A 24,410-nucleotide genomic window follows, 5' to 3' on the forward strand; every position below is an offset into this window, starting at 1 on the left:
TCCCTTTCGCATTATGCAGATGTTTTTGTATCAAGTACAGTACCGTCTTGTAACACCAATTTTGGCGGTTCATTATCAGCTACCGTTTCTTTTGTAAGAATACACTTCTCGATATCTTTACGAGATGGAAGTTCGAACATTACATCAAGCATTAAGCCTTCAATAATAGAACGAAGTCCACGAGCACCCGTTTTACGTTCAATTGCTTTTTTCGCAATTTCGATTAGTGCACCTTCTTCAAACTCTAACTCAACATCGTCAAGCTCCAATAGTTTTTGGAATTGCTTAACAAGTGCATTTTTCGGTTTCGTTAAAATATCAACAAGAGCATCTTCATCAAGTGGCTCTAGGTTCGCAATAACTGGAAGACGACCGATAAACTCTGGAATTAAACCAAATCTTAAAAGATCCTCTGGTAATACGTGAGATAAAACATGCTTCTCATTTACATCAGCATTTTTCTTCTCAGAACCAAATCCAATTACTTTCTCACCAAGGCGACGTTTAATAATCGGCTCAATGCCATCAAACGCTCCACCACAAATGAATAAGATGTTCGTTGTATCAATTTGAATAAACTCTTGGTGCGGATGCTTACGACCACCTTGAGGTGGAACGCTTGCTACAGTACCTTCTAAAATTTTCAGAAGTGCCTGCTGCACACCTTCACCAGATACATCACGTGTAATTGATGGATTTTCGGACTTACGTGCCACTTTATCAATCTCATCAATATAAATGATTCCTTTTTCCGCTTTCTCTACATCATAATCAGCTGCTTGAATTAATTTTAGTAAGATATTTTCTACATCTTCCCCAACATATCCAGCTTCTGTTAAAGATGTTGCGTCCGCGATTGCAAATGGAACATTTAGAATACGCGCTAACGTTTGTGCAAGTAATGTTTTACCACTACCTGTTGGCCCGATAAGTGCGATATTACTCTTCGCTAATTCTACATCATCAATTTTGCTGTTAGAATTAATGCGTTTGTAATGGTTATATACCGCTACCGCTAGTGCTTTTTTCGCGCTATCTTGCCCGATGACATACTCATCTAAGATTTCACGAATTTCTACCGGTTTCGGTACATCTTTGAATTCTACTTCTTCGTCCTTCGCAAGCTCCTCTTGTACAATTTCAGTACAAAGTTCGATACACTCGTCACAAATGTAAACACCTGGACCTGCTACTAACTTTCGAACTTGCGTTTGTGTTTTACCACAGAAAGAACATTTTAATTGCCCTTTTTCATCATTAAATTTAAACATATTTTCACACCCCTTACAAAGTGCTAACCTCTTGCCTTCGTATGTACACGATAAATGTATCGTATGTAAATACATATTATGTCACTACGTGGCGAGAAATACAAATAATATGACTAGTTATGTACAAATAAAAAAATTTTAAAACTTTTGAAATATGTATATTCGACTTGTAAAGGAACTTTTCCTTCTCCATCGAAAAGTTTTATAAATATATTTCTATATTTATAAAACAAGGCACGATTAAAATCGTGCCTTGTTATTTTATTATGCAGCGTTTTCTACTAAGAAGTCTACAGCTTTACGCACTTTAAGATCTTCAGCTAAAGCGTCTACGCTTCCAAGAGCTTGCTTGATAGCGTCTACTGGCATACCGTACATTTCAGCCATTTTTTCAACTTCTGCAGTTACTTCTTCTTCAGTAACTTCGATGTTTTCAGCTTCAATGATAGCTTCAAGAACAAGATTGATTCTTACACGTTTTTGTGCATCTTCTTTCATTTGCTCTTTTAATTTGTCAGCGTCAGTACCTGTGAATTGGTAGTAAAGCTCAAGGTTCATACCTTGTTGGCTTAAACGTTGCTCGAATTCACGAACCATACGATCTAACTCAGTGTTGATCATAGCTTCTGGAATTTCGATTTCAGCGTTAGCAGCAGCTAATTCTACTACTTCGTCACGTACTTTGTGCTCAGCTTCGTGCTTTTTGCCTTCTTCTAAGTTTGTGCGAAGTTTTGCTTTTAATTCATCAAGAGTTGCAACCGCTTCGTCTGCTTCTTTAGCGAACTCGTCGTTTAACTCAGGAAGTTCTTTTGTTTTGATTTCGTGAATTGTTACTTTGAATGTTGCTGGTTTGCCAGCTAATTCAGCAGCATGGTACTCTTCTGGGAATGATACTTCAACGTCTTTAGACTCACCAGATTTAAGACCGATTACTTGCTCTTCGAAACCTGGGATGAATGTACCAGAACCGATTGCTAGAGAGTAGTTTTCGCCTTTTCCGCCTTCAAATGCTTCGCCATCAACGAAACCTTCGAAGTCGATTACAGCTGTATCACCGTTTTCAACAGTTCCTTCTTCTTTAACAACTAGTTCAGCTTGACGCTCTTGTAAAGATTTTAATTCGTTCTCTACATCTTCGTCAGTTACAGTTGTTTCAACTTTTTCTACTGCTAAACCTTTGTACTCACCTAATTTAACTTCAGGTTTCACTGTAACTTTTGCAGTGAAGATAAGGTTAGCATTTTTTTCGAACTTCTCGATGTCGATTTCAGGATGATCAACTGGGAAGATACCAGCTTCTTCGATCGCTTCACCGTATGCTTTTGGTAAAATGATATCTAAAGCATCTTGGTATAAAGATTCAATACCAAAGCGTTGTTCGAATAATGGACGAGGCATTTTTCCTTTACGGAAACCTGGTACGTTAATTGTTTTTACTACTTTTTTGAACGCAGCGTCGATAGAGTTGTTTACTTCTTTAGCATCAACTTCGATTGTTAAAACGCCAACGTTACCTTCTAATTTTTCCCATTTTGTAGACATTTATTCTTTCCCTCCAACTATAATAATGTATGCACATACCTCTATAGATTAAGATCTTCATTATCTCTTTTTTGAAATAACAAATACACAAATAATCCTCTAGCAAAAGCTTTCAGATATAATGTTCCAATCTACTAATTGCCCAGAAGACAACTACGGTATATTTTGTTCGAGAATAATATGAAACATATTAAGTAAGAGAATTACACTTCTCTTCTCTTACAAACAGGCAGATTTCTGCCTTTTGCAACCCTTACATTATAACATAGAATATGCTCGTTTCAAGAACTGAACGATTCTTTTTCATAATTATACGGGCAAATATCCTTCTCTTTCAACACGTAATAACCATTGATAGGCAATATGAAACTCTTCCAATTCGATATTATATGCTGCCATAAGCTCTTCTTCATCTATAGCCAATCCGAAACGCTTTCTTCCAATTCTCTCTAAAACAGCTGACCAAATCTCTTCTTTATCCATTAATAGAGCGAATGGGAAAACGCTAATTTGCAACGCTTTCCAATATGTAACCATTGCTTCAAATATATCGGGATAATTTTGCTCTAATCGGCTTGATAATTTATGTATAATGTTATTGGATTGCTCCTCATTATGACCTGTAAATGCTGGAATCACCTTAATCGTATTTCCAAACTTTTCTACCTCTATTTCTTCTTCTACCTGACTTTCTATCATTTTATACAAAATAGAAGTTTTCAAATAGGGGTGCTGCTCTTCGTCTATTAAAAATTTCTTTAAAACAGGTAATGCAAGATCTAAGTCTTTTAACGAAAGTCGCTGAATCGCTCTTAGCTTCTGTCCAAAGTTTTCTCCAAAAATTTCATTAGTAAACTCATCCAATTCAAAATTTGAATCCACTAGCGATGCGTCTCCCTCATTTAGCATACCTTCTGCAAATAAAGCAAGCTGCGCTAATTTTTCCTTTTGATCAGGCATTATATCTTTCGTTTGTAAAACCTTTTCAACAGTTTCAATAACACCTTCATAATCATTTGTTTGAACTAAAATAGTTACGTACGTTTCAAGAATATCACCAAATAAGACAACTCCTGTTTTAAGCAACTGTTCACATTTGTCTTTCGCTTCTTCCATACGTTTTAATTCGAGTAAACAAATAACTGAAGCTAATTCCGTTTGTTCCGTTTCCGCATTATACTGACGTAATATTTCAAAGCAACGCAATGCATCTTCGAATTCCCGCTCTTTCAGCGCTAAAAAACCTTCATCAATATAGCGCTCTGATAGTTGTGGAAACAATACGACCGTATTTTCTTTTTTATCCATACGTCCGCCTCTTTTTCTTGATTTTAATTATGTTCAAAGTAAATATATCAAATGCGTAATGAGAACACAACATCCCTAAACTATTTGTTTGAAATATAAAAATATTTAATTTTTACATTCCAATACGAATAAATTTCTACTAAAAATTAAAATTGTACAAATAAAAATCCCCAGCAACAAGCGCAGAGGATTCATCATTAATGGAAAGCTTTTATAATTGTGGGGTATATTACAAGGGTAATAATTTGGAGAACAATAATTGCCATAACAATCATGCTAAAATAGAAGATTGGTTTACTTCGCTTCATTAAAAACATAATAATAAGCATCGTACAAGCAAACAAACTTAAGAAGAACAAACTTGTTGTCGAACTAAGTATACCACTTGGGACAAAGAACAATAACACTACACTACAAGTACCTATAATTCCAAATAACCATTCCATTCATTCACTCATTCCCTTTCCCTCTCATGGCTGTTTTCTCTAAGCGATCAAATGTTTCACAACATCAACTACATACGTTAATTTCTCATACGCTACAAATCCAAAAGCAACCGTTAAGCCCGTTACAACTAATCCTTTCATCATTTCTTCCTCCTCGTTTTATCGTTGTTATCTTCATTATAAAAGATTAGCAATTTCTTACCATCGAACTACCTTACAGTTACCTTACAGAATTGTAAGATTTCAAAAAGAGATTGAAAAACACCTCATATCGCTTGAGGTGCTTTCACGGAATTTCTCTATAATCACTTGTAAAATCAACTTTTTTCTTTTAGTTATTTTTGAACGAATCGACTCTTAAACTAATAGATTTACTAAATAATTTAGAATCAAAATAATTATTCGTTACTTTTCTTAACTTACTTTCAGATATTTTCGTATTAGAAGAAAACAACTGGTGAAAATCGTGTTAATATATTTTTGTACAATTAAGAATTTAATTTACAAGGGGGATTATATATGTTTAAAAAAATGGCGGCAGATGTATTAGGACTAAGCGATGTAGGTTCTGTCATTACACCTAAAGACTATGATAAGGTCGATGCTGATGATTATGTGATGCATGAAGATGGGGAGAAAATTTACTTTCTAATTAAATCCAAATCAGATGAATATTGCTTCACAAACAAAGGGTTAATTCACTTAGACGGTACAAGCGCAACAAGTAAAAAACGTACACTACGCCGCTTTAGTTATAGCAAATATCAAATTAAAAACGTAGCACTTGAAACTGCAGGAACGATTGATTTAGATGTAGAAATTAAGTTTCAAATGGGCGATGAACATTACTCAATTGATGTTCATAAAAAACATATTGAAGAATTAAAAGATTTATATAAGGCTTTACTTAAAATCGAAGAAATTTCATACGACAACGATATTACATTACAATATGCACATAAAAGTTTAGATATGGCATCTAATGCCTTTAGCCGCATTTCAAACGCACAAGTAAACTTAGCAGAGCAATTTAAAGAAATGAACGAGATTGCCTTTAACTGGCTTGTTGATACGAAGAAACAATATAATGTGAAAGATTATGGTTTTGTCTTTGACAAGTTTATTAACAACTAATTTAAAATACACAAAAAACCTTGTTATCAAAAGATAACAAGGTTTTCTTAGCGTCCCAGGAGAGATTCGAACTCCCGCTCCGCCCATTTCCGTACTATTTTATATATTTTGATCGCAGTCTTAATATATCTTCTCCTTCGCGAATGCCTGCCGATCCCTTCCTCACATTTTTTACAACAGTCCAATTCGGGTTAGTTTCATCACCGATGTTCTGTACTGTAAAGTTGCCGTCACCATATTTTCGGTGACCTTCTGCCAATTTCTCCGTTAAATTATTCTCGTTTGATCTCGCCATCTTTGCGCCATCTCCCTTTTTTATACGACCTTCTTAAACCCTCTAACCAATCACAGGTCCAGTCAATTGGAGATTCTCGTTTTCCGCTTCTATTAATTGTAACACACTGCCGGGGATAAGTTCCGATAACTGCTGCTCAATCGTACTAGAATGGTAAAGAGTTTGATAATATTGTAAATAAACAATTAAGAGAATCTGGATATGGTTTTCAATACGTGCATAAACCATTTGATGAGCCTGAACAAACAAATAATATAACTGACTAGCAAAGAGCGTTTTTAAGCGCTCTTTTTAATGCACTTTAATCTGTTGCATATACTCATTATCATATATCCCGTTATAATATTTTTAAACCTCTTGCACATACATCAATTTATAGACAAACAAAAAACCTTGTTATCAAAAGATAACAAGGTTTTTTTAGCGTCCCAGGAGAGATTCGAACTCCCGACCCGTCAATTACCTACGATATATAAACGATTCTTTCATCGCTTGCTGAACGTTCATTTGTGCGGTCAACTGACCGTTTTTATTAATTAATATTATACGCTACATAGTAGTTCTGCGTCAATGTTGAATGCCTTTTGTTCTACCGATTTTCCTATGCGCAATTCTGACGCATTTAAATGATACTATCCCCACGAAAAAAAAGATAATAGCCTCAAATTACGTTTCTCGGCGTACCTTTCCGAACTTATAGCCGAAAAAAAGACGTAGATAATAAAATCCACGCCCTCTCTCAGCAACTACGCCGTATACTTCTCAAAGAACTCACGAAGTGCCGCCTCTATAATATCATCACGATTGAATCGATGCACATCTTCGAAGGTACCTAATTTCGAACATGTCTCCTTGTCGAGATTCACCGTCCTACTAACCTTTTCCTTCGCCCCACCTTCTCTAATACGCATATACAACGAATGAATCGGACTTGTATTCTTCTGAGAATCACTAGATTTCGAACCATTCTCCTTTTGGTGCGAGATTGCATTAACGGTGTTTTGAGTCGTATCCCATCCGCTAATTATCTCCCGTAGCACGTTCACTTCATTTTCCGTTAAACCATCGTTTAGAGTTTTCGATCGCAAATTATCAGTATCTACTATAAATTCTCTAATATCCGCCTCCAAAGGTTGTTCACCTTTAGACGTAAAGTGCCAACCTAAACCGCGGTTATATTCGTAACCCGCTGCTTTCAGTGCCTTCGATAACTTCTTATGACTTATCCCAATTTCTTTTGCTACTATTAATACTCTCTTTTCTTTCAACATCTGTAATAACTCTTTTATATTCATAGTTGTTTCCCCCTTTTATGCCTCTCTTTCTATTATAATGTTTCGCAAATTGCGAAATAAATATAAATGCATAATTTCATATAAAATAAAAGAAAAGCGAGAATCCTCCCGCCAATCTTCGTTACTATATACCGCGTGCGCGATCTTTCGTACGCTCCATTGTCTTTAACTCTTTCGCCACCTTCTCGACGTCTGCTTCTTCACGGACATGCAATTCCGCAATGTTAAAGTTATTGACGATTTGTCTTCCACCATTTCCGCCGCCTTCATTAACCTTCGCCAATTGCGCAGCAGTAGCAGAATTGAACGTTCGAACCATGTTAAATAGGTTCTTTTGTTGCGCTTGCGTTAACACCATTTCATCATCGCGCAATCGAACGTCTACTTCGTCAAACTTCGCCTGGTTTGGTTGTCGCTGGCCTCTCGGTGTTCCACCGTTGTGGTATTTCGGCCTACCCACGATATTCCCCAGCGTGCCGCCGTTATGGCGCTTTTCGGAACCACCACCGAAGGCGCTCGTCACTGTACGTTTAACCGACTCATAGATGTTAACGAATACGCTCTTTGTTTCCGATTTCTGTGCCTCTCGTTTAACTTCGTCAAGACGTGCTTTAGCTTGCGATGCGTCCATTTGCAACGGCTTCGTTACTTCCTGTTTACCTTTTTGATCTGTCTTATCAATTTCAGAATTCGCATGACTATTATCGCCCTTTGTCTTCTTCGTGTTTTCTTTCTTCGCCTTGTTGTCGGTTTTATCGATTTCGGAATTCACATGACTGTTATCACCCTTCGTCTTCTTTGTGTTTTCCTTCTGCGCTTTCTTATCGGTTTTATCGATTTCCCCGTTAACATGCGAGTTATCACCTTTTGTTTTCTTCGTATTTTCTTTCTTTGCTTTTGCGTCTGTCTTATCGATTTCAGCGTTTACATGACTGTTATCACCGTTTGTCTTCTTTGTCGCAGGTTTTTCGGACTTTTCGTGAAGTTCTTCCGCCTTTTTCTTCTCTTCGTCTAGATTCGTCTTTACTTTCTTATCGGCAGGTTTTTCGAGACCGTCGTTCATATCCTCGATAACTTCTAATGTATCTTCGAAACCTTGCTTATACATGTCTTGATTAGATTTAGCGTTGTTTATTGCGTCTTTCGCTTCGTTTAACTTATCAACGTTTTTCGAAGCTGCGTCTAATGTCTTTTGTTGCTCGTCAGTTAATCCGCCAGCCGCATCTTTTTGGGCTTCGAGTTCTTTTACGACGTTCTGTTCCGCATTTAACTTCTCTTGAATCGCCGATACTGCATCTTTTGTCGCTGCGGTTACACCTACTGATGCTAGTTGTTCTTGCACTATTAGATCCGTAGTTCTTTCGCTCATTTGTAACTTTTGTTGCGCAGAATTCAAATGACCACGTAGTTCTGTACCTGCTGCCTTGTTTGCGGCCAGTTCCGCGTTAGCATTCATTAATGTATTTCTGCGATTATCTAATAACTTCAATGTATTCTCGATCCCTTTTTCATCTCCGCGATTGATAGCGTCTTGGTGTTGTTTACGCATACTATCGTAGCGAGATTGGGCTTCGGCTTGCGCCTTTTCTAGATTCCCGCGCTCTTTTAGCGACTCTTGATAGTTCTTCGATGCCTCGACCATGTCTTCGAGATCTTTTTTCTGATTAATCATAAGTTGCGTTTGTTGCAACTCTAATTCGATGCGTTGCATTTCCTTGTATGATTCAGATAGCTTACGTGCTTCATCGGCAGTCTTAACGATTGCATTTCCTTTGCTATCGAACGCTGTCGCCGTAGCAGGTGCTTTTGCGATAATCTCGGAATTGACCGATAAGTATTCGTCCATTTCCTCTTTAGTTACGCCCGCTTTTTGACCTAACTGCTCGTACTCTGCGATCATTTTTTGTTTACTGTCGCCCTCTTCGGCTTTTGCAATTTCGTTTTGTAGATCTTTGTATCGCAGTAATTCATCGGTACTTAGTTTGATTTTACCTTTTAACTCATCATATCTATTAGCGAGATTATTCATCGTTTCTGCTTGCTCACCAATTGATCTGTAAGCGTCAAGCGATACTTCTTTGTATTCACGCGTAGAACCAGATGCTTTCATTAATACCGTTGTTAATGCCCCAATTGCCAGCGAAACACCAGCTATCCACGCCGTAGCAGGATTCGTTAACAACGTAGTGCCTAGCAATTTAACTGCTCCAATAACCTTCGACATGTTATTAGCAACTAACATCGCGCCAGATGCGAAGGCTGCTGCCGCTAGTCCCCCCGCTAAAAATGCAGGATCTAACTTCGCTAGTTCACCGATTAATACTGCCGCTCCTTGTGCTACCGAAGTGAACGCAGGAAGTAGCGCTTGTCCTAGGTTAATCGCTAAACCTTCGGCCGCTGACGTGACTTGATTCCATGCACCTAATAGCGTATTTTGCATTGTTTCCGCTACTCTCTGCGCAGTTCCGCCAGATTCTTCTAGTGATTTTTTATATTTCTCTAATGCTGGTTGTCCTTGCGCTAGTAATGCCAGGAAACCTGCTGACGCTTCGGTTCCGACTAACTGGGCCGCCGTTACGGTCTTTTGTGTTTCTGTCATTCCTTCCATTTTCGAACTGATATGACCGATCAATTCTGGTAATGGTTTGAACTGTCCATTTGCATCTGTTACTGAAATTCCTAACTTTTCGAACGCCTTTTCCGTTTGGCCTGTCGGATTCGCTAGCGATAACAGTGCCGCACGTAGTGACGTACCTGCTTGCGAACCTTGAATACCTGCGTCGGACATCTTCGCCACGGCCGTTGCTGCATCGGTAATATCCCAGCCCAGTGCATTTGCTACTGGCGCAACATATTTCATCGCCATTCCTAACTGATTCATATCCGTATTCGCAGTCGTGAACGTCTTTGCTAGCACGTCCGTTGCGAATCCCGTGTCCTTCGCTGATAGTCCGAACCCAGTCATGATATTCGATGCGATATCGGCTGCGGTTCCTAGATCTAACGCACCAGCGGCCGCCAGGTTTAAAACAGATGGAATCGAATCGATACTATCTTGTGCCTTGAATCCCGCTAATGACAGGAAGGCCAAACCGTCCGCAGCCTGTGACGCAGAATATTGAGTCGTTGCTCCCATCTCTTTTGCAGTAGCGGAAAGCGCGGCGAATTCGGTATCCGTCGCACCAGAAATCGCCTTTACTTTCGCCATTGATTGTTCGAAGTTTGCCGCAGCTTTAACGGAGGCACCTACGGAAGCTACTACCGCGACACCCGCTGCTGCCGATGCCACGTTCAACATCGAAACGCCTTTCGCTGCACTTTGTGCCCCCTTGTCCATTTGCTGCATTTGTTGTTGCGCTTGCTGCATTCCCTGTCGGAACTGCGTATTGTCTAACGTTAGTTTCGCCCGCACTTCACCCGCATTTGCTGACATTTCCGATCCTCTCCCTTTCGATTTATAAACAACAAAAAAAGACGCTACCCGTATTGGATAGCGCCAAATGTCGTTATTTAGTTATATTTTCATCTGATTCCGCTCTCGCTTGTTACTTCGTATTACTTAACGTTAATTCAGCCGCCGCATAGCCTTTCGGAACGTATCGATAGTCCTCGACCTGTTTTAATACTTTGTTGGTCGGCTTCGGCATGTATCGCACATTCATCGGATTTTGCGTTGATCCTGCATATGGTTTCGCTTTTCTGCCTCGCTCATTTAACCATTCAACCGTATGTCGTACCGTTTCTCTCTTCTGATAAAATTCCGCTAATGCTTCGTAATATTCGAATAGTGCTTTGTCTGCTCGGTCAATGATTGGCTGCAATTCTTCTTTTTGAATCTGCGGTGCAACATTCGAACGAAAATCTTTTACGAGATCATGTATCGTGATTTTTCCGTGTAGATGCTCGTTAGCATACTTGAATGCTTTGTTCTCTTCTTCCTCTGCAACTTGAACGGCTGCTTTCGCTTTTTCAATATCAGATAACGCCTTTTCCTTTTCTGCTGCTACGTCCTGGCCCTCAAACTCTTGACGAAGGATCATTTCGTATTTCACTGTTGCTTCACGTACAACGGCTTTCGCATCTTCTATCTTTTGAGCGTATCGTGCTTTCATTTCATTGGCCTTGTCTGCTTGTACTTCCCATTTTTGGATTAGTTCCCAGTTTGCTAGTGCTTTCATTATTAAAATTCCCCCGTTAGTTTAGTTTATTTGTGATTCCGTTTAAGAAATCTGTTACCTTATTTAAAATCTTTATTAAAATAAGTTCCCACTTTGCCTGGCTTTTAACGTACACTTTATCACCTTCAATGTGATAGAGATCGCTAAGCGCAGATAATACGATTGGATCTGTGATGGCTCGCGTGGTTTCCACCGTGTCACTTTCTGGTCGTAATTCGCATAATATGTCTGACTCGGCTAACATCTGCGTATACACAAGATCGCAGCTTGTCCATGTGTCGAACGTAGTTTCACGATCGCAGTTAACGCATACTACCTCACGTAACTTATGTGCGATATCTTCGGGTTGATAGATTGGTGTGATTGTCTGCGCCAATAACTGTCCATTTTCATATAGAAGAGTTACAAGATAATCGTACTTATTTTCTACTCGATGGATATTCGCAACTATTAGCGGCTTTGATACTCCGACTTTATTCATTGCACGCACCCTTTCCTCCGCTTGTTTTATAGTTTGTTATTAACTTTTAATCGTAGTTCGTCCATCATTTCCACGTTGTTGAGATCGGACAAAATCGCCTCTATACGCTGAAAATTTCGCTCTCCAACGAAGCTGACGACCTTCGCAGCACTTTCCGCAGTTGGGTTAAATCTCCCAGTTTCCCAGGTTGATATTGATCTGCTTTCAATCCCTAATAATTCCGCCAGTTGCTTTTGTTTTATATTGGCGAAGGCCCTTATCAGTCGTAGTTTATCGCCTGTTAGATGATATTTTTTATCGTGCATTATATCGCTTCCTTTCGTATGTATTGCTCTTCAATACATATGTATTTCTAACCACTGTCGAATTTCCGCAAAACACGCATATTTCTATATTTTTTTATGATTTTGTTGTATTGGCTGCAATGAGCGCCCTTTTTACCGCCCTTGATTTCCGCTGCTTCAATCGATCACATGGTTTGCATAGCGTCTTCTTTCCGCCACGACCATTTCTATTAAACCTATCGAGCGGTTTCAATTCTTCGCAGTCTTTGCAATATCGATGGTCTATCGTTTCGCCACCGATTTCCAAGGGAACGATTAAAACACGCCTGTTTGTGTTCTTCGTGTGGTTGTTGCACGGTTTGCAGCGATATTGTAATCCATCGGGATTTCCTTCGCAGTGGTGGAACTGATCGAGATCCTTCGATTTTTTACAGTACGTGCATTGTTTTTTATTATGTTGCATTTTGATCGCCTCCAAATTTTTGTACTTTCATTTCATTGGCTCTATTTCGTTTTTCTGTATTAATAGGTGCGACACGTGTATTTGAATCGGCTGATTTCATGAAATTTTTATTTCCATTCACCAGAGTCTTTCTTTTCTTGCTTTCTTTCATAATCACGCTCTCTTAGTGCGGAAACCTTCGCATTGTGCTCGATGAGTCTTTTTAATGCCCTAGGATACCGCTTAAATAATTCTTCTGGCGGTAATGGCAATAGCGGTCTGTATTCGTTATTTGAACCACCGCTGCGCTTTCTAACTTCGATTAAACCGACTTCACGAAGCGCTTTTAACGTAGAAACGACGGAACGAACCGACTTGCCTGTGTGCATCGCTAGTGTATATTGAGATGGAAAAGCGCATCTTTTTTCCTTGTTATAGAAATCGATAATCATTTCATACATTAGAATCGCAGAATCTTTAATGCCGTAATCGATCATGTACGAATAATATCGAAGATTCATAGGCATTTTAATGAATGTTAGCGGGTGCTTGTCTTTTGGCTCGTTATTACCTTCGCTTGTTACCGATTCGTTTTCGGGCTTTTCCTTCTTCGGAATCTTCACCGACTTATCATATAGCGGTTGACCTTCACCCTTTTTCTTATATCGTGCAGTTATATCCTTTGCAGTTTCGTCTAGTTGATCTTTAGTGAATTGAATTTCATCATTGACCGCCTTTAGCGTGTCTCCTTCGATCAAGTGCTTTATAATGTCCACACTCATATTATTTCCCCCTTGGATTTACATTCGATAAGTGCGTTACACATATTTTCATACAGAAAACACACTTATTTTCATATGTGATTGGGTTAAAGTCCGTATTTGGCTCTATAAAAATTACACATATTTTCATGGTAAAAAGATTTATATTTATAACGAGATTTATCTTTTAAGTAGATTGATATAACGATAGTTATATCTTGTCTTACTTCGTAAGATAACTTCGAATACTAACGTATTCTCGTTATAGGATTCACGCATAAGATAATGATGTTAATAAGAGTGTGTAGAACTTATAAATAATAGCTGCCGCCCTCTTGAACATATACGCCATTACATATGCGTTTCTGGTTGATTCAATATGCGATTATTCTCGCCTACAAAAACATAGGCGCAGTTTCGTCCGATCCTGGGCATTGGTTTTCGAAAATTGCTGCGAAAATTTTATATGATTGTTCAACGAAGGATAAGCAAAGGATTGGCGATAGGCTGCGACAGTTGGTGCGTGATTTAACTACCCGAGTTTCAAAATGAAATTTAGTATACTTTTGGGATTGCTGCTGAGGATATTGACAGGCCGATGGGGGTTTTATCGATTTCGAAAAGTGGGAACGCCGTGTCGTAATCCGATCACTTCGATTCAATGAAAATTATCTGTGGCAACGACTCACAAACAAGATCGCTTTTTTCTATCTCGAAATTCAACGCAGATTTAAACAACAAAAAGAATCAAACGAAATGTAATGCGATTGACAAACGTTTCGACAAAACGAAATCAATTACGATTGATCAAACGTTTCTATAATAGAAAGAACTCGCAACAACAAACGAATGATCTTTGAATCCTTTCTGATCAAACAAACGATTCAATTGCAATTCCTTTTCGATAATATAAATAAGAAGAAAAAAGAATGAACGAAGAAAGATCGTGGCAGCAGCAACCAACAACGATGACACGATGTGATACACCAGCCGCAGCCATGATACCGTGTAGTGTTATAGCCCACTTGATTACATATGATAGTCTGCGATCTGATAGCGATAGGCTTTCCAGTTGCTTCGAGAATACCTTCTATTCGCTTTCTATTACGATTGTATTCGTATACATATACGACGTACTACGCATCCTCTTATGGCTCCATATGTCGGGCCATTGTATAACGGGATATAGTATCGGGCTGTTGTCAATAGATGGTGGCCTGTTGGTCGGATGATATGCGGGCCTGGTTCCATATGATTTTACGGCCTGGTTATTCGGGAACATATATCGGCCTATCTTCGTATAAGTTGCGGTCTTGGTCGAATGTATGAATTTAGATAAAAACGTACATTCATATCGTTGTCATTGTTGACGCGAACGTGATTCGGTGATATTCTATAAACAAATTAAAAAAACGTACATTCAAAACCTTATAAATAGAGGGTTTATAATAGGAGGAAATAACATGAATCAACTTAAGGACGTGCAGCCGATCCGCAGTAAAGAACAAATAGAGGATATGAAGTGGGCTTTGAAACGTCATTGTTCGGAAAGAGATTACATATTATTCCTTATCGGTATTAATACGGGATTACGTGTCGGAGATCTTTTGAAGTTGAAAACATCGGATGTTATTCGTAGAAAGATCGTAAAGGTTTCAGAGGGAAAAACAAAGAAAGTCCGTGAAGTTAATCTATTAAACATATACGAAGAAGTACAAGCCTATGCGAAGGCTAACGATAGTGAATGGTTATTTCCGTCAAGAAAAGGTGATAAGCCGATCACGACAACGCAGGCATATCGACAGTTACAAAAAGCCGCTGAATTCGCAGAAGTGGAAAGCATCGGAACTCATACGATGAGAAAAACGTTCGGTTACTGGTTCTATAAGCAAACGAAGGACGTTGCGAAACTTCAAACGATATTAAACCACTCACACCCGCAAGTTACATTGACATATATCGGAATTACTAGCGAAGAAATCGAAAATAGTTTAAATGAATTCGTATTATAATGCGTGAAGGATCGGCCGCTTTTGGTCGGTCTTTTTATTTATCATGAAGCTTGTCTCGCTGCACCCCCTGGTTTTTGAGATCGGTCTTTCTCTCGGCCTTTCCAGCTAATATAAAGGCGATAACTCAACGTTAATTTACCGTAATTCACACGAAAATTTCTCGCTAAATTGTAAACCCCTGCAAACGCACTTACGCCAATCCACGTGCGTCTAACGCCTAGGGCCGCAAGGGATTCGGTTACTTTACTTCAAATACGCGCATAGTTTACATTCCACTTCATTACGCTACATTTGACTACACTTTTACGATTCATATTCCGATTAAATCGATGGATGATCCTACATTCCGTTACAAATATTTGTAAATCGGTTTGTTGCGCTACATTCTAATACAGAAATAAGATTAATATCTTGATGCGGACGAACGCACTATGTTTAACATAGGCCGACCAGTATTATCTCGATTAGACGATGATAAAAAACTCTCTTTTTGATTCACTGTATAGATGGTAAAATTGGAATATATTATAAAGATTTTATTAATTATAGAGTGAGGTCGATAAAATGAGTTTTAAAGCAGATGTATTACGTGTATTAATTGCTTCACCATCAGATGTAGAACAAGAGCGTAACGAAATTGAAACCGCTATCTTTAAATGGAATATTCAATATGCTGAACAAATGAATGTCGTTCTTCTACCCAGTCGTTGGGAGGAAGATGTTGTACCTACCTACCGTGGTCATGATCCGCAGCAAATCATAAATGAACAAATGGTGAATAAATGCGATATCCTTATGGGGGTTTTCTGGACAAAACTTGGGACTCCTACCTTTAACCACTCATCTGGTACGCTTGAAGAAATTAATATTTTTATTGAGCAGGGAAAAGAAGTTATGGTTTACTTTGTTGAAAAAGATATTCCAAGAACTACTGATTTAGTAGAAGTTGGAAGAGTGGATGAGTATAGGCGAGAATATGGACAAAAAGGGATTTACTCTCCTTATGATATAGACAGAATAAGGGATCACTTGTACAGGAAAGTAGTAGAATATAAAAGAATTGGTAATGGGGTAGAGGTTGGAACTGTAATTGAAACGGCAATACAACCATCACTAGAACCTCAAGTAACAAATCCCATTTCTTTAGAAGAGATAATAACATCAAACGAATTGACTACAAGAGAAATACTCATGTTAGGATTTATGCTTGATACTGAAACTAGGAAGTTCGGATCCCGATGGATGGAAACAGAGACTATAGAGCGCATAAAAAGGTGGGAAGAATTTAACTCCCTGACATGTAATTTATGGAAAGACTATAACTTGGTTATTGATGATTTTTGTGACCGAGGACTTATCGAAGCAAAGGAGTATACTAGTGAAGGGAATGTAAGATTGTATGCTATGCCTATAGCTTTATATAATCAACTGCGTCAGTTAACTAATGCAAGAAAAAATCAAATACGAAGAGTAGTGAACTCTTATGTTTTGGAACTTCCTTTTTAAAATGAACATGCAGTTCGCTCATTAAGCATTACATATACTCGTATGAGTCAATTCATTAAGGAAGGGAAAATTAAAGAAATAGACATTTATTATAATGAGTTTGAAGCTTATATTAAAAATTCGAGAATTACAAAACACGATAAAATACTTTAATGTAGTTGAACAAGATTAATAATTATCAAAAAAGGTTGTGGGAGTTTGGGGAAACATAGTAACAAACTTAAAGATTATGTCACTGTAAAAAGAAACTTAAACTTTGAATTCTATCTTAATACTTTTACAAAAGATCAATACATACGGATTTATGACGTATTGAAAGACACACACGACTATACATTTAAAGCAGTATATGAACGATTAAATACTCGTACAGATGAAGTAGAAGCTGAATTGGTGAAAGAAGCTGAAAATGTACTAATCGATTTTAATTACATTGACCCAGATTACTTTGATTACGGTGATTATGCAGACTCAATTCGTGAATATGTATATGAACGGCTTGATGAACAATTTCTAATGCATTATCAATTCGAATTAATGTCTCTAAGCAATCTATATCAAGTTTTCGAACAACAACTAAGGAAGTGGTTGTATGAAGCGATGACTCATCATTTTAATGAATATATTAATCAAGTTCAATTTACCCATGTTGACAATAAAAATAAGAATGCATATGATAACTTTTTCAATAATTTCGGTAAATTAACTGACTTATTCACCGCATTAAAACTAACATTTACTAATCCTTTTGGCGATGAAGAACTTATAGTAGAAACTGACATTTGGAAAATGATTCGAGAATGCAATCTACTCTCCAATACTTATAAGCATGGAAGTGGTCACTCCGCTACCAACTTATATGAGGCATATCCTCAATACTTTAAAAAAGTAAATAGCACTCGTTTAATGGACTTATATCGTACAACAAATTTGGAACGAGTGTTAGATGTTGATAAAATATCATTTGGAAAATACAGTAATGCCATGAAAGAATTTTGGAAGAGCATGAAAGAACATCAAAACGGTACGCTTCTTATGAATGTACGTACCTCATCATAAATAGAACCAAATTAATAAGTAAAGAGGGAAGGCGATAAAATCACTAAACCTCTTTACTGTTTATCTCCTAATTTTATTTTCTTTTTCTTCGCGTAAAATCTTCACTTATCTTTCACTCTTCTTACGTCGCCTACGTTCTGTTAGAATCGCTGCACCTATCGCAGTAGATATCAATAAGAATAGTACGGCGATAATGTCAACGACTAGGCTATTAAATTTATACGAGATTCCTACGAAAATTAAAGCTACTGTCAAAACCGCTATCATGATTAGAGTTACTTTATCTTCGTTCATAATTACCCCACTTTCATTCACACATTAAAATTATTAATCCGATCACTTGCGAGTATCTTTACCTCTTCTTCTCAATATGATGTCGGTTAAACACGCCAAACCCACCGAAAGCCCAAACGCTACGCCGAACGCTGCTACGTATAGATTACCGAATGCCTTCGCTGCGGACATAAATAAAAATGCGAATACGATTAGGTACGTTACTTTACGATTATTTTTCATGCTATATTCTCCCTTCTGACGTTCCTTTTACGCAGTCTCCTCTTAAAGCTTCTTATCATATTTCTAGCGCTATCAAACGAGCGTCCAGTCTTTTTCGATAATGCTCTAGAGATTTCAGCCTCCGTAACCTTACCGTAATTCTCCGCCGTATGTATCATAGTATCTAGTACAATGAAATCTATTTCCTTTTTGCATATATTTTTGTATAAACTTGCGCAAGTCTCTTTGTTAGTTATTACATTATAGATTGCTTTTTCTTCTGTATCCTCTACGCACCGCCCTAGTGTTTCCAATACGCTAATATCTCCTATCAGCTTTAAAACATCTCGCTTCTTTCCTCTACTTCCGCAATAATGTCGTACGCTCTGATATAATAGCCATTTTACTCGATTATCGAAATCCCCTCGACCTACATCGAACGTTCTGACCGCATATTCTATCTTACGGAAGCAATCCTCGATAAATTGTGTTTCATTGTTTATACGATACCAATTATCTATGGTCAGTTGTTCGATCAACGGTATGTAGTGCGCCTTGATCCTCGTTATATATTTATTATTATTATCGCATATTCCAGTGTAATAATCTTCCACTTCTTTTTTAGCTAATATTGCGGTTCTGTTTAATGTTGTGCCTATGTCTTCGCCTTTATTGGCGTATCGTCTTATAGTAAGCCTGTTTTCCATGCGTAAGTCCTCCGCCTCTTGTAGCGCCCTGTGTCGACCTTCGATGTTTAACTCACTTCCGCTAGTGACGTTAAATACCGAATTTATGCGATTGACAAGCGGTGACACATCGACTAGCAGAGGTGAGGAAGTTGTAGGAAGCAGGGCGCAGTTTGAACCCCTATTTCGCAGAGATAAAAATAAACGTCAATGCGAATAGAGGTAAGGCGTTAACAACTAGCGTCGGCTCGTTGTGTGAGGTTTTCAGTAACGCATTCCCCGTCCTTGTGCTTTCGCACATATCGACTTTCTACACTACAAAACGTCCCGTAGTGCGTAAATCTTTCGATACACCCTGTTACCGTAGTAACAACGTATTTCCACCCTTGCCGTACAATGCCCGCAATCGGCTAGTCCTATACGACGCACGGGGAATGATATGCGTTGAATTATATAGCGCTAGTGTTTGCAGCGGTCTAGCTCCCCTTTTACGTTTTTTATTTATCGACTTGGTACGGCTTCCATGTCGTGACTTACCGCATCAGTACCTAAAAAAGACATTACTAAAGACGCCTTGCAATCTTCGAATTTTTTCGATATACTGCAAAGTAGATGATCGGACTGATACGGCTTGTCCTGTATTCAGTTTAGATGTGTGTAGTTTTGAGTCTCCAGTTGGCGCTGGGGACTTTTTATTTATAAGAAATTCCTTAGACTTTCCGCTACTTCATTTTTATCTAAATGTAGATAGCGTGTTGTAACAGATATATCGCTATGCCCTAACGCTTTAGATATCAGCGCAACATTTGCACCTTTCTTTAGAAGATTCTTCGCAAACCCTCTACGTATGGCGTGCGGATTAATATTTTTAAGCCCGTATTCCTTCGCATGTTTAGTCATTCGTTTTGATATAATGTTATTCGTCGGACTAGTTAAAACACTTCCGCCGCTCTTCGTAATAAAGAGATAATCATTTTTCGCTTGGTACTCTCTGCGAATGATTTCGTTTTGTTTCATAAGAACGTCTAGCAACCGTGCGAGAGCGTCATCAAACGGCAGATATATCGATTCATGATTCTTAATAATGCCGCCATCAACACTTAATACTTTCGCGTCTAAATCGACGTGTTTATGTTCGAGTTGTGCTAAAGTTCCGACCCGTATTCCCGTCTGATACATAAGTAGAATAGCGGTAGCATCTCTTAAATCTAAGAATCGTGTTAAATCAAGAACCGATAACAAGATATTAATTTCGCGGTCTGTCGCACCTTCTTTAACAGGCGTATCCACTTTGATCTTCACATTTCGCCAAAAGTTAATATCAATCCATCCGTTATCGTGGCAACGTCCTAGAAACGCCTTTAAGCACTTTAAACGAGTTAATTTCGTTTGATTACTAACGTTCATAGACGACAACCACTCGTAAATATGATTAACGTTCAACTCTTCTATATAGTGCGTGTCTGTTATTTTCGCAAAATGACTAACGTGTATGTAATAATCATTTATCGTACGCTCACGTAAGCCTGTCGCTTTCATTTGACGCACAATTATCTCCAGCGCTTTGTCGATTGTTAAATTGAACGTATAACGATTTTCTGCGTTCTCTTTCTTTCGTTGATCGCTTTTCAATCTATCGCCAAAAACATTCGATAAGTCCTCACTAATCGTTAAAGAATCACGTCTTTTGGACATAAAAAAATAAGCCTCCTAACTCGTTAGTGACCGCACATTGTACGATTCAACTTACGAATTAGAAGGCTTATATATCGCGGATCTTGACGTCACCGCAAAGGTTTTTTTAGCGTCCCAGGAGAGATTCGAACTCCCGACCGTACGCTTAGAAGGCGTATGCTCTATCCGGCTGAGCTACTGGGACATGGAGCGGGTGAAGAGAATCGAACTCTCGACCAGAGCTTGGAAGGCTCTTGTTTTACCACTAAACTACACCCGCATATGTTATTTTCTTTTCTTCGTTAGCGCCATTGCCCTATCGACAATATTTATTATATGTATAACCACACATAAAGTCAACACCTTTTTTAAAAGAGGATAAATTTTCTTATCCTCTTTTAAAAACTGCTTGTTCAACTAGTTGTCCGTCTAACGTTTCAAAACGAACTTCCATTTGATTTTCATCCATTTCTAATAAAGCAAATGTCTTTTCTACACGCTGACGTGGTAATAAAATACTGCCTGGATTAATAAATAAAACGCCCTCGATTAATTCCGCACCTAATACGTGAGAATGTCCGAAGCATGCAACTTGCGCTCCCACTTCTTCAGCATGGTACGCTAGTGTTTGTAATGTCATTTTCACATTATGGCGATGTCCATGCACTACTAAGAAGCGAATTCCATCTACATCAGTTACAATTTCATCTTGAAAGTTAGCATAATCACAGTTTCCTTTTACAACATGGAAACCTTGCAGTTCTTCATGAGCAGGCGTTAGCTCTGAATCACCGCAATGAATCATGATATCTACTTTCCCTTCATATTTCTCTTTCAACTGCTGTAATTCCTTCACAGAGCTATGACTATCGCTTACGATTAAAGCTTTCATCATTCTCTCTCCCTTATTCTCCTAAAAACCATTCCGGGATTTTTTCTTCTAACTTACGAAGAGCACGGCCACGATGGCTAATAGCATTTTTTTCATCTGAACTTAATTCCGCCATTGCTTTTTTGTATTCTTCCACATAAAAAATCGGATCGTATCCAAAGCCATTTTCTCCGCGGCGTTGTTCTAAGATAAATCCTTCACATGTCCCATTTACAATGACAGGCTTTTTATCACCTTCAGGGAAAGCAACTGCTAATGCACAATAGAAACGAGCTTTACGCTTTTCAAAGTCAACGCCATTTAATTCTTGTAACACTTTATCGATATTTGCTTGGTCATTTTTCGGTTCACCAGCAAAACGCGCTGAATACACTCCTGGTTTTCCATTTAAAGCATCTACAATAAGACCCGAATCATCCGCAATTACAATAGAATTCAACTGTCTACTCAAACTATCCGCTTTTAAGATCGCATTTTCTTCAAATGTTTCACCAGTTTCTTCGACTTCTTCAATATGAGGAAAATCGTGTAATGATTTCACTTCTAAATCAAATCGCTCAAATAACTCAGCAAACTCACGTACTTTTCCCATATTTTTTGTCGCTACAACAACTTGTTTCATACTTTCCACCTCTACTCTATATGAGATACGATGTCACCTAAAGCTTCTTTTTGTATATCAATCAGTTGGAAAATGCCTTTTTCCGCAGCATCAAGTAGTTCATTTAACTGCGCTCTACTAAACGTCGCTTCTTCTCCAGTTCCTTGCACTTCAACAAATTGGCCTTTTCCAGTCATAATTACGTTCATATCAACGTCTGCTTTAGAATCTTCTGCATAGTTTAAATCTAAAACAACACCTTGCTCTTCAACAATTCCTACTGACGTTGCTGCTAAATAATCTTTTACTGGAATTTTAGATACTTTTTCTGCTTGTAATAATTTCTCGAAAGCTAATACCATCGCTACATATGCACCTGTAATAGACGCTGTTCTCGTTCCACCATCTGCTTGGATAACATCACAGTCAATCCAAACTGTTCTCTCGCCAAGCGCTTCTAAATCAACTACCGCACGTAATGCTCGTCCAATTAGACGTTGAATTTCCATTGTACGTCCTGTTACTTTCCCTTTACTTGACTCCCTAATTGTACGTTGTTCTGTCGCACGTGGAATCATCGCATATTCAGCTGTTACCCAGCCCTTTCCTTCTCCACGCATAAATGGCGGGACACGCTCTTCAATTGTCGCTGAGCAAATCACCTTTGTATCCCCAACTTCAATTAATACAGATCCCTCTGGATGTTTTAAATAATTCGTATGAATATGTATATGGCGTAATTCTGTTTTCTCTCTACCATCTACTCGCATAAAAATAACCTCCTCTTAATTACTACTCGTTAGTATAGCCAAATTTAAATGTATGATATGTATACAATAAAAGAAGGAGAACCCAAAAAGCAATTCTCCTTTCTTACTTAAGTATATCAAATTATTCAAGATTAAAAACTACCTGTATTCACGTTTTCTGGACGATCTACAGGTTTTATTAACTTTCCGCCCTTTTCATCTATAAGATTTGCTTTTCCATTCACTTCAATAGAAATATTTTTCACACCTTTCTTTTCTGTTAAAGATAAAACTAACGACTTCAATACGTAATTTGAGATCATATTTTTATCTGGGTTTACAAATATATTTTCATTAAAGTTTAATGTAAGATTTCCGTCTTGTAATTTCGGATTCGTAATAAGCTTAACGCCTGGATTAAAATCATTCAGGAGCGATTGATGAATCGGACCTTTTACAAGTTCATCTATAATTGCTGCATAATCATTTTCTTTTCCTTCCGCAACGCGGCGTGTGACTGGTACGTAGTATTGCTGTTTATTATTATTTTGCGCCATAAAATACAGTGTGACTGGTTTTGTATTCGTTACATCTGCTACTTGTTCATCATCGAAGTTAATACCATTTGCACGGCTCACTCCTTCACCAAGCGGTGTACCAGCAACCGGCATCTTCGCCAATTTCTCACCATTTATTTGGAACTGCACTTGTTTTATCTCTGTAAATTGCGTCAACGTCCACGCTATAGATTCAATGATTTGACGCTCTTCTTCTTTCGCATAGTTTTTCATTTCTTTAGAGAAATCAATAACTGCCGTCCCGTCCTTTTTCAAATCTAAAGTCATCGTTGTATTCGCCGGAATGACTGCACGAAACCCATTCGGTAATAAATTCGTTACCGGTCCATCTTTCACAAGGTATTCTAACGTTTGCTTCACAGTCTCATTTGCTTTCGGAGTAGGTATAGCTAACGTTTGTGGTACAACATAACCATTTTTATCAACAAGGTATAGTTCTCTATTTACCATTTGCCCTTGCTTATCTTTTTTAGCTACTTCTTTCTTCCCACCCTCTGTATACGTAACTTGTTTTGGCGGATCAATTTGTTCAGTCGCTTTCTCCTGATTTATAAAGCCACACCCTGTTAGTAAAACAGCGCTCACAGTAGCACCAACAACCCATTTAAAAGTGGATTTAGGCATGCCATTCCCCCCTAAAATCTAAGTTTGTACTATTATGTATACGAGCCGTTTCACATTTTAGAACAAGCTGTGCCTCTTATAAAGTGAAACTTTAATC

At 38.2% G+C, this 24,410-nt stretch carries 26 protein-coding genes and 2 tRNA genes; 5 read left to right on the forward strand and 23 right to left on the reverse strand.

Annotated elements, in window-relative coordinates; all coding sequences use genetic code 11:
• Positions 1–11: 11 nt before the first annotated feature.
• The 4 genes from clpX to MHH27_RS22980 all read right to left on the reverse strand — a co-directional run bounded on the left by clpX (position 12) and on the right by MHH27_RS22980 (position 4,567).
• A complete protein-coding gene (gene clpX / locus MHH27_RS22965) occupies positions 12–1,271 on the reverse strand; it encodes an ATP-dependent protease ATP-binding subunit ClpX (protein ID WP_000472289.1) in 1,260 nt (419 codons plus the stop codon).
• Between the two features lie 264 nt (positions 1,272–1,535).
• A complete protein-coding gene (tig, locus tag MHH27_RS22970; protein WP_000105215.1) occupies positions 1,536–2,813 on the reverse strand; it encodes a trigger factor in 1,278 nt (425 codons plus the stop codon).
• Positions 2,814–3,122: 309 nt separating this feature from the next.
• Positions 3,123–4,121, reverse strand: a complete 999-nt coding sequence (locus MHH27_RS22975) for a hypothetical protein (RefSeq protein ID WP_340944141.1) — start codon at positions 4,119–4,121, stop codon at positions 3,123–3,125.
• Between the two features lie 197 nt (positions 4,122–4,318).
• Positions 4,319–4,567, reverse strand: a complete 249-nt coding sequence (locus MHH27_RS22980) for a hypothetical protein (protein WP_001983650.1) — start codon at positions 4,565–4,567, stop codon at positions 4,319–4,321.
• A gap of 519 nt (positions 4,568–5,086) precedes the next feature.
• Between MHH27_RS22980 and MHH27_RS22985 the strand changes: the two genes are divergently transcribed.
• Entirely contained in the window at positions 5,087–5,701 is a 615-nt protein-coding gene (locus MHH27_RS22985; protein WP_000473868.1) for a PH domain-containing protein, read from the forward strand.
• A 94-nt stretch (positions 5,702–5,795) separates the two neighbouring features.
• Here the strand turns inward: MHH27_RS22985 and MHH27_RS22990 are convergent, their stop codons facing one another.
• The 8 genes from MHH27_RS22990 to MHH27_RS23025 form a co-directional block, all read right to left on the reverse strand.
• The gene (locus tag MHH27_RS22990; protein WP_088021607.1) at positions 5,796–5,996 is read right to left on the reverse strand and encodes a cytoplasmic protein; all 201 of its coding nucleotides are present in this window, start codon (positions 5,994–5,996) and stop codon (positions 5,796–5,798) included.
• Positions 5,997–6,742: 746 nt separating this feature from the next.
• Positions 6,743–7,291 (reverse strand): CopG family transcriptional regulator, encoded by a 549-nt coding sequence (locus tag MHH27_RS22995; RefSeq protein ID WP_340944144.1) that lies wholly within the window; start codon positions 7,289–7,291, stop codon positions 6,743–6,745.
• Between the two features lie 124 nt (positions 7,292–7,415).
• Positions 7,416–10,724, reverse strand: a complete 3,309-nt coding sequence (locus MHH27_RS23000; protein WP_340944147.1) for a phage tail tape measure protein — start codon at positions 10,722–10,724, stop codon at positions 7,416–7,418.
• A gap of 112 nt (positions 10,725–10,836) precedes the next feature.
• A complete protein-coding gene (locus MHH27_RS23005) occupies positions 10,837–11,469 on the reverse strand; it encodes a hypothetical protein (protein ID WP_340944149.1) in 633 nt (210 codons plus the stop codon).
• Between the two features lie 16 nt (positions 11,470–11,485).
• A complete protein-coding gene (locus tag MHH27_RS23010) occupies positions 11,486–11,950 on the reverse strand; it encodes a hypothetical protein (RefSeq protein WP_340944151.1) in 465 nt (154 codons plus the stop codon).
• A 26-nt stretch (positions 11,951–11,976) separates the two neighbouring features.
• Positions 11,977–12,255 (reverse strand): helix-turn-helix domain-containing protein, encoded by a 279-nt coding sequence (locus tag MHH27_RS23015; RefSeq protein ID WP_193410273.1) that lies wholly within the window; start codon positions 12,253–12,255, stop codon positions 11,977–11,979.
• Between the two features lie 94 nt (positions 12,256–12,349).
• Positions 12,350–12,697 (reverse strand): hypothetical protein, encoded by a 348-nt coding sequence (locus tag MHH27_RS23020; RefSeq protein ID WP_340944157.1) that lies wholly within the window; start codon positions 12,695–12,697, stop codon positions 12,350–12,352.
• Positions 12,698–12,804: 107 nt separating this feature from the next.
• A complete protein-coding gene (locus MHH27_RS23025; protein WP_340944159.1) occupies positions 12,805–13,434 on the reverse strand; it encodes a helix-turn-helix domain-containing protein in 630 nt (209 codons plus the stop codon).
• Positions 13,435–14,098: 664 nt separating this feature from the next.
• Between MHH27_RS23025 and MHH27_RS23030 the strand changes: the two genes are divergently transcribed.
• On the forward strand, positions 14,099–14,260 hold the full coding sequence (locus MHH27_RS23030) for a hypothetical protein (protein ID WP_340944162.1): 162 nt from the start codon (positions 14,099–14,101) through the stop codon (positions 14,258–14,260).
• Positions 14,261–14,308: 48 nt separating this feature from the next.
• On the opposite strand, the gene MHH27_RS23035 is transcribed toward MHH27_RS23030, so the two are convergent.
• On the reverse strand, positions 14,309–14,437 hold the full coding sequence (locus MHH27_RS23035) for a hypothetical protein (protein ID WP_340944165.1): 129 nt from the start codon (positions 14,435–14,437) through the stop codon (positions 14,309–14,311).
• Positions 14,438–14,900: 463 nt separating this feature from the next.
• Between MHH27_RS23035 and MHH27_RS23040 the strand changes: the two genes are divergently transcribed.
• From MHH27_RS23040 to MHH27_RS23050, 3 genes are all read left to right on the forward strand, one after another.
• Positions 14,901–15,449 carry a tyrosine-type recombinase/integrase gene (locus tag MHH27_RS23040; RefSeq protein WP_042514528.1) on the forward strand — a complete coding sequence of 183 codons (549 nt, stop codon included), beginning with the start codon at positions 14,901–14,903 and terminating at the stop codon, positions 15,447–15,449.
• Positions 15,450–16,013: 564 nt separating this feature from the next.
• Entirely contained in the window at positions 16,014–16,955 is a 942-nt protein-coding gene (locus MHH27_RS23045) for a hypothetical protein (RefSeq protein ID WP_098649178.1), read from the forward strand.
• A 198-nt stretch (positions 16,956–17,153) separates the two neighbouring features.
• Positions 17,154–18,014 carry a hypothetical protein gene (locus tag MHH27_RS23050; protein ID WP_340944170.1) on the forward strand — a complete coding sequence of 287 codons (861 nt, stop codon included), beginning with the start codon at positions 17,154–17,156 and terminating at the stop codon, positions 18,012–18,014.
• Positions 18,015–18,119: 105 nt separating this feature from the next.
• On the opposite strand, the gene MHH27_RS23055 is transcribed toward MHH27_RS23050, so the two are convergent.
• The 10 genes from MHH27_RS23055 to gerM form a co-directional block, all read right to left on the reverse strand.
• Positions 18,120–18,311 carry a hypothetical protein gene (locus tag MHH27_RS23055; protein ID WP_042514527.1) on the reverse strand — a complete coding sequence of 64 codons (192 nt, stop codon included), beginning with the start codon at positions 18,309–18,311 and terminating at the stop codon, positions 18,120–18,122.
• Between the two features lie 39 nt (positions 18,312–18,350).
• Positions 18,351–18,530 (reverse strand): hypothetical protein, encoded by a 180-nt coding sequence (locus tag MHH27_RS23060; protein WP_270704939.1) that lies wholly within the window; start codon positions 18,528–18,530, stop codon positions 18,351–18,353.
• Positions 18,527–19,216, reverse strand: a complete 690-nt coding sequence (locus tag MHH27_RS23065) for a hypothetical protein (RefSeq protein ID WP_340944174.1) — start codon at positions 19,214–19,216, stop codon at positions 18,527–18,529. Before MHH27_RS23065 ends, MHH27_RS23060 begins: the two co-directional genes overlap by 4 nt.
• A gap of 675 nt (positions 19,217–19,891) precedes the next feature.
• Positions 19,892–20,890, reverse strand: coding sequence for a tyrosine-type recombinase/integrase (locus tag MHH27_RS23070; protein WP_340944176.1), 999 nt, complete (start codon positions 20,888–20,890; stop codon positions 19,892–19,894).
• Between the two features lie 110 nt (positions 20,891–21,000).
• A tRNA-Arg gene (locus tag MHH27_RS23075) sits at positions 21,001–21,074 on the reverse strand.
• A gap of 1 nt (position 21,075) precedes the next feature.
• A tRNA-Gly gene (locus MHH27_RS23080) sits at positions 21,076–21,149 on the reverse strand.
• Between the two features lie 108 nt (positions 21,150–21,257).
• The gene (locus MHH27_RS23085; protein ID WP_000645488.1) at positions 21,258–21,761 is read right to left on the reverse strand and encodes a metallophosphoesterase; all 504 of its coding nucleotides are present in this window, start codon (positions 21,759–21,761) and stop codon (positions 21,258–21,260) included.
• 13 nt (positions 21,762–21,774) lie between these two features.
• Positions 21,775–22,383 (reverse strand): XTP/dITP diphosphatase, encoded by a 609-nt coding sequence (locus tag MHH27_RS23090; RefSeq protein ID WP_000815949.1) that lies wholly within the window; start codon positions 22,381–22,383, stop codon positions 21,775–21,777.
• A gap of 11 nt (positions 22,384–22,394) precedes the next feature.
• Positions 22,395–23,132 carry a ribonuclease PH gene (gene rph / locus MHH27_RS23095; protein ID WP_001261762.1) on the reverse strand — a complete coding sequence of 246 codons (738 nt, stop codon included), beginning with the start codon at positions 23,130–23,132 and terminating at the stop codon, positions 22,395–22,397.
• Between the two features lie 131 nt (positions 23,133–23,263).
• Complete coding sequence (gene gerM / locus MHH27_RS23100; protein WP_001126743.1) at positions 23,264–24,313, reverse strand: spore germination protein GerM; 1,050 nt, start codon at positions 24,311–24,313, stop codon at positions 23,264–23,266.
• Positions 24,314–24,410: the final 97 nt, after the last annotated feature.

Source organism: Bacillus sp. FSL L8-0152 (assembly GCF_038006365.1).
GTDB lineage: Bacteria > Bacillota > Bacilli > Bacillales > Bacillaceae_G > Bacillus_A > Bacillus_A cereus.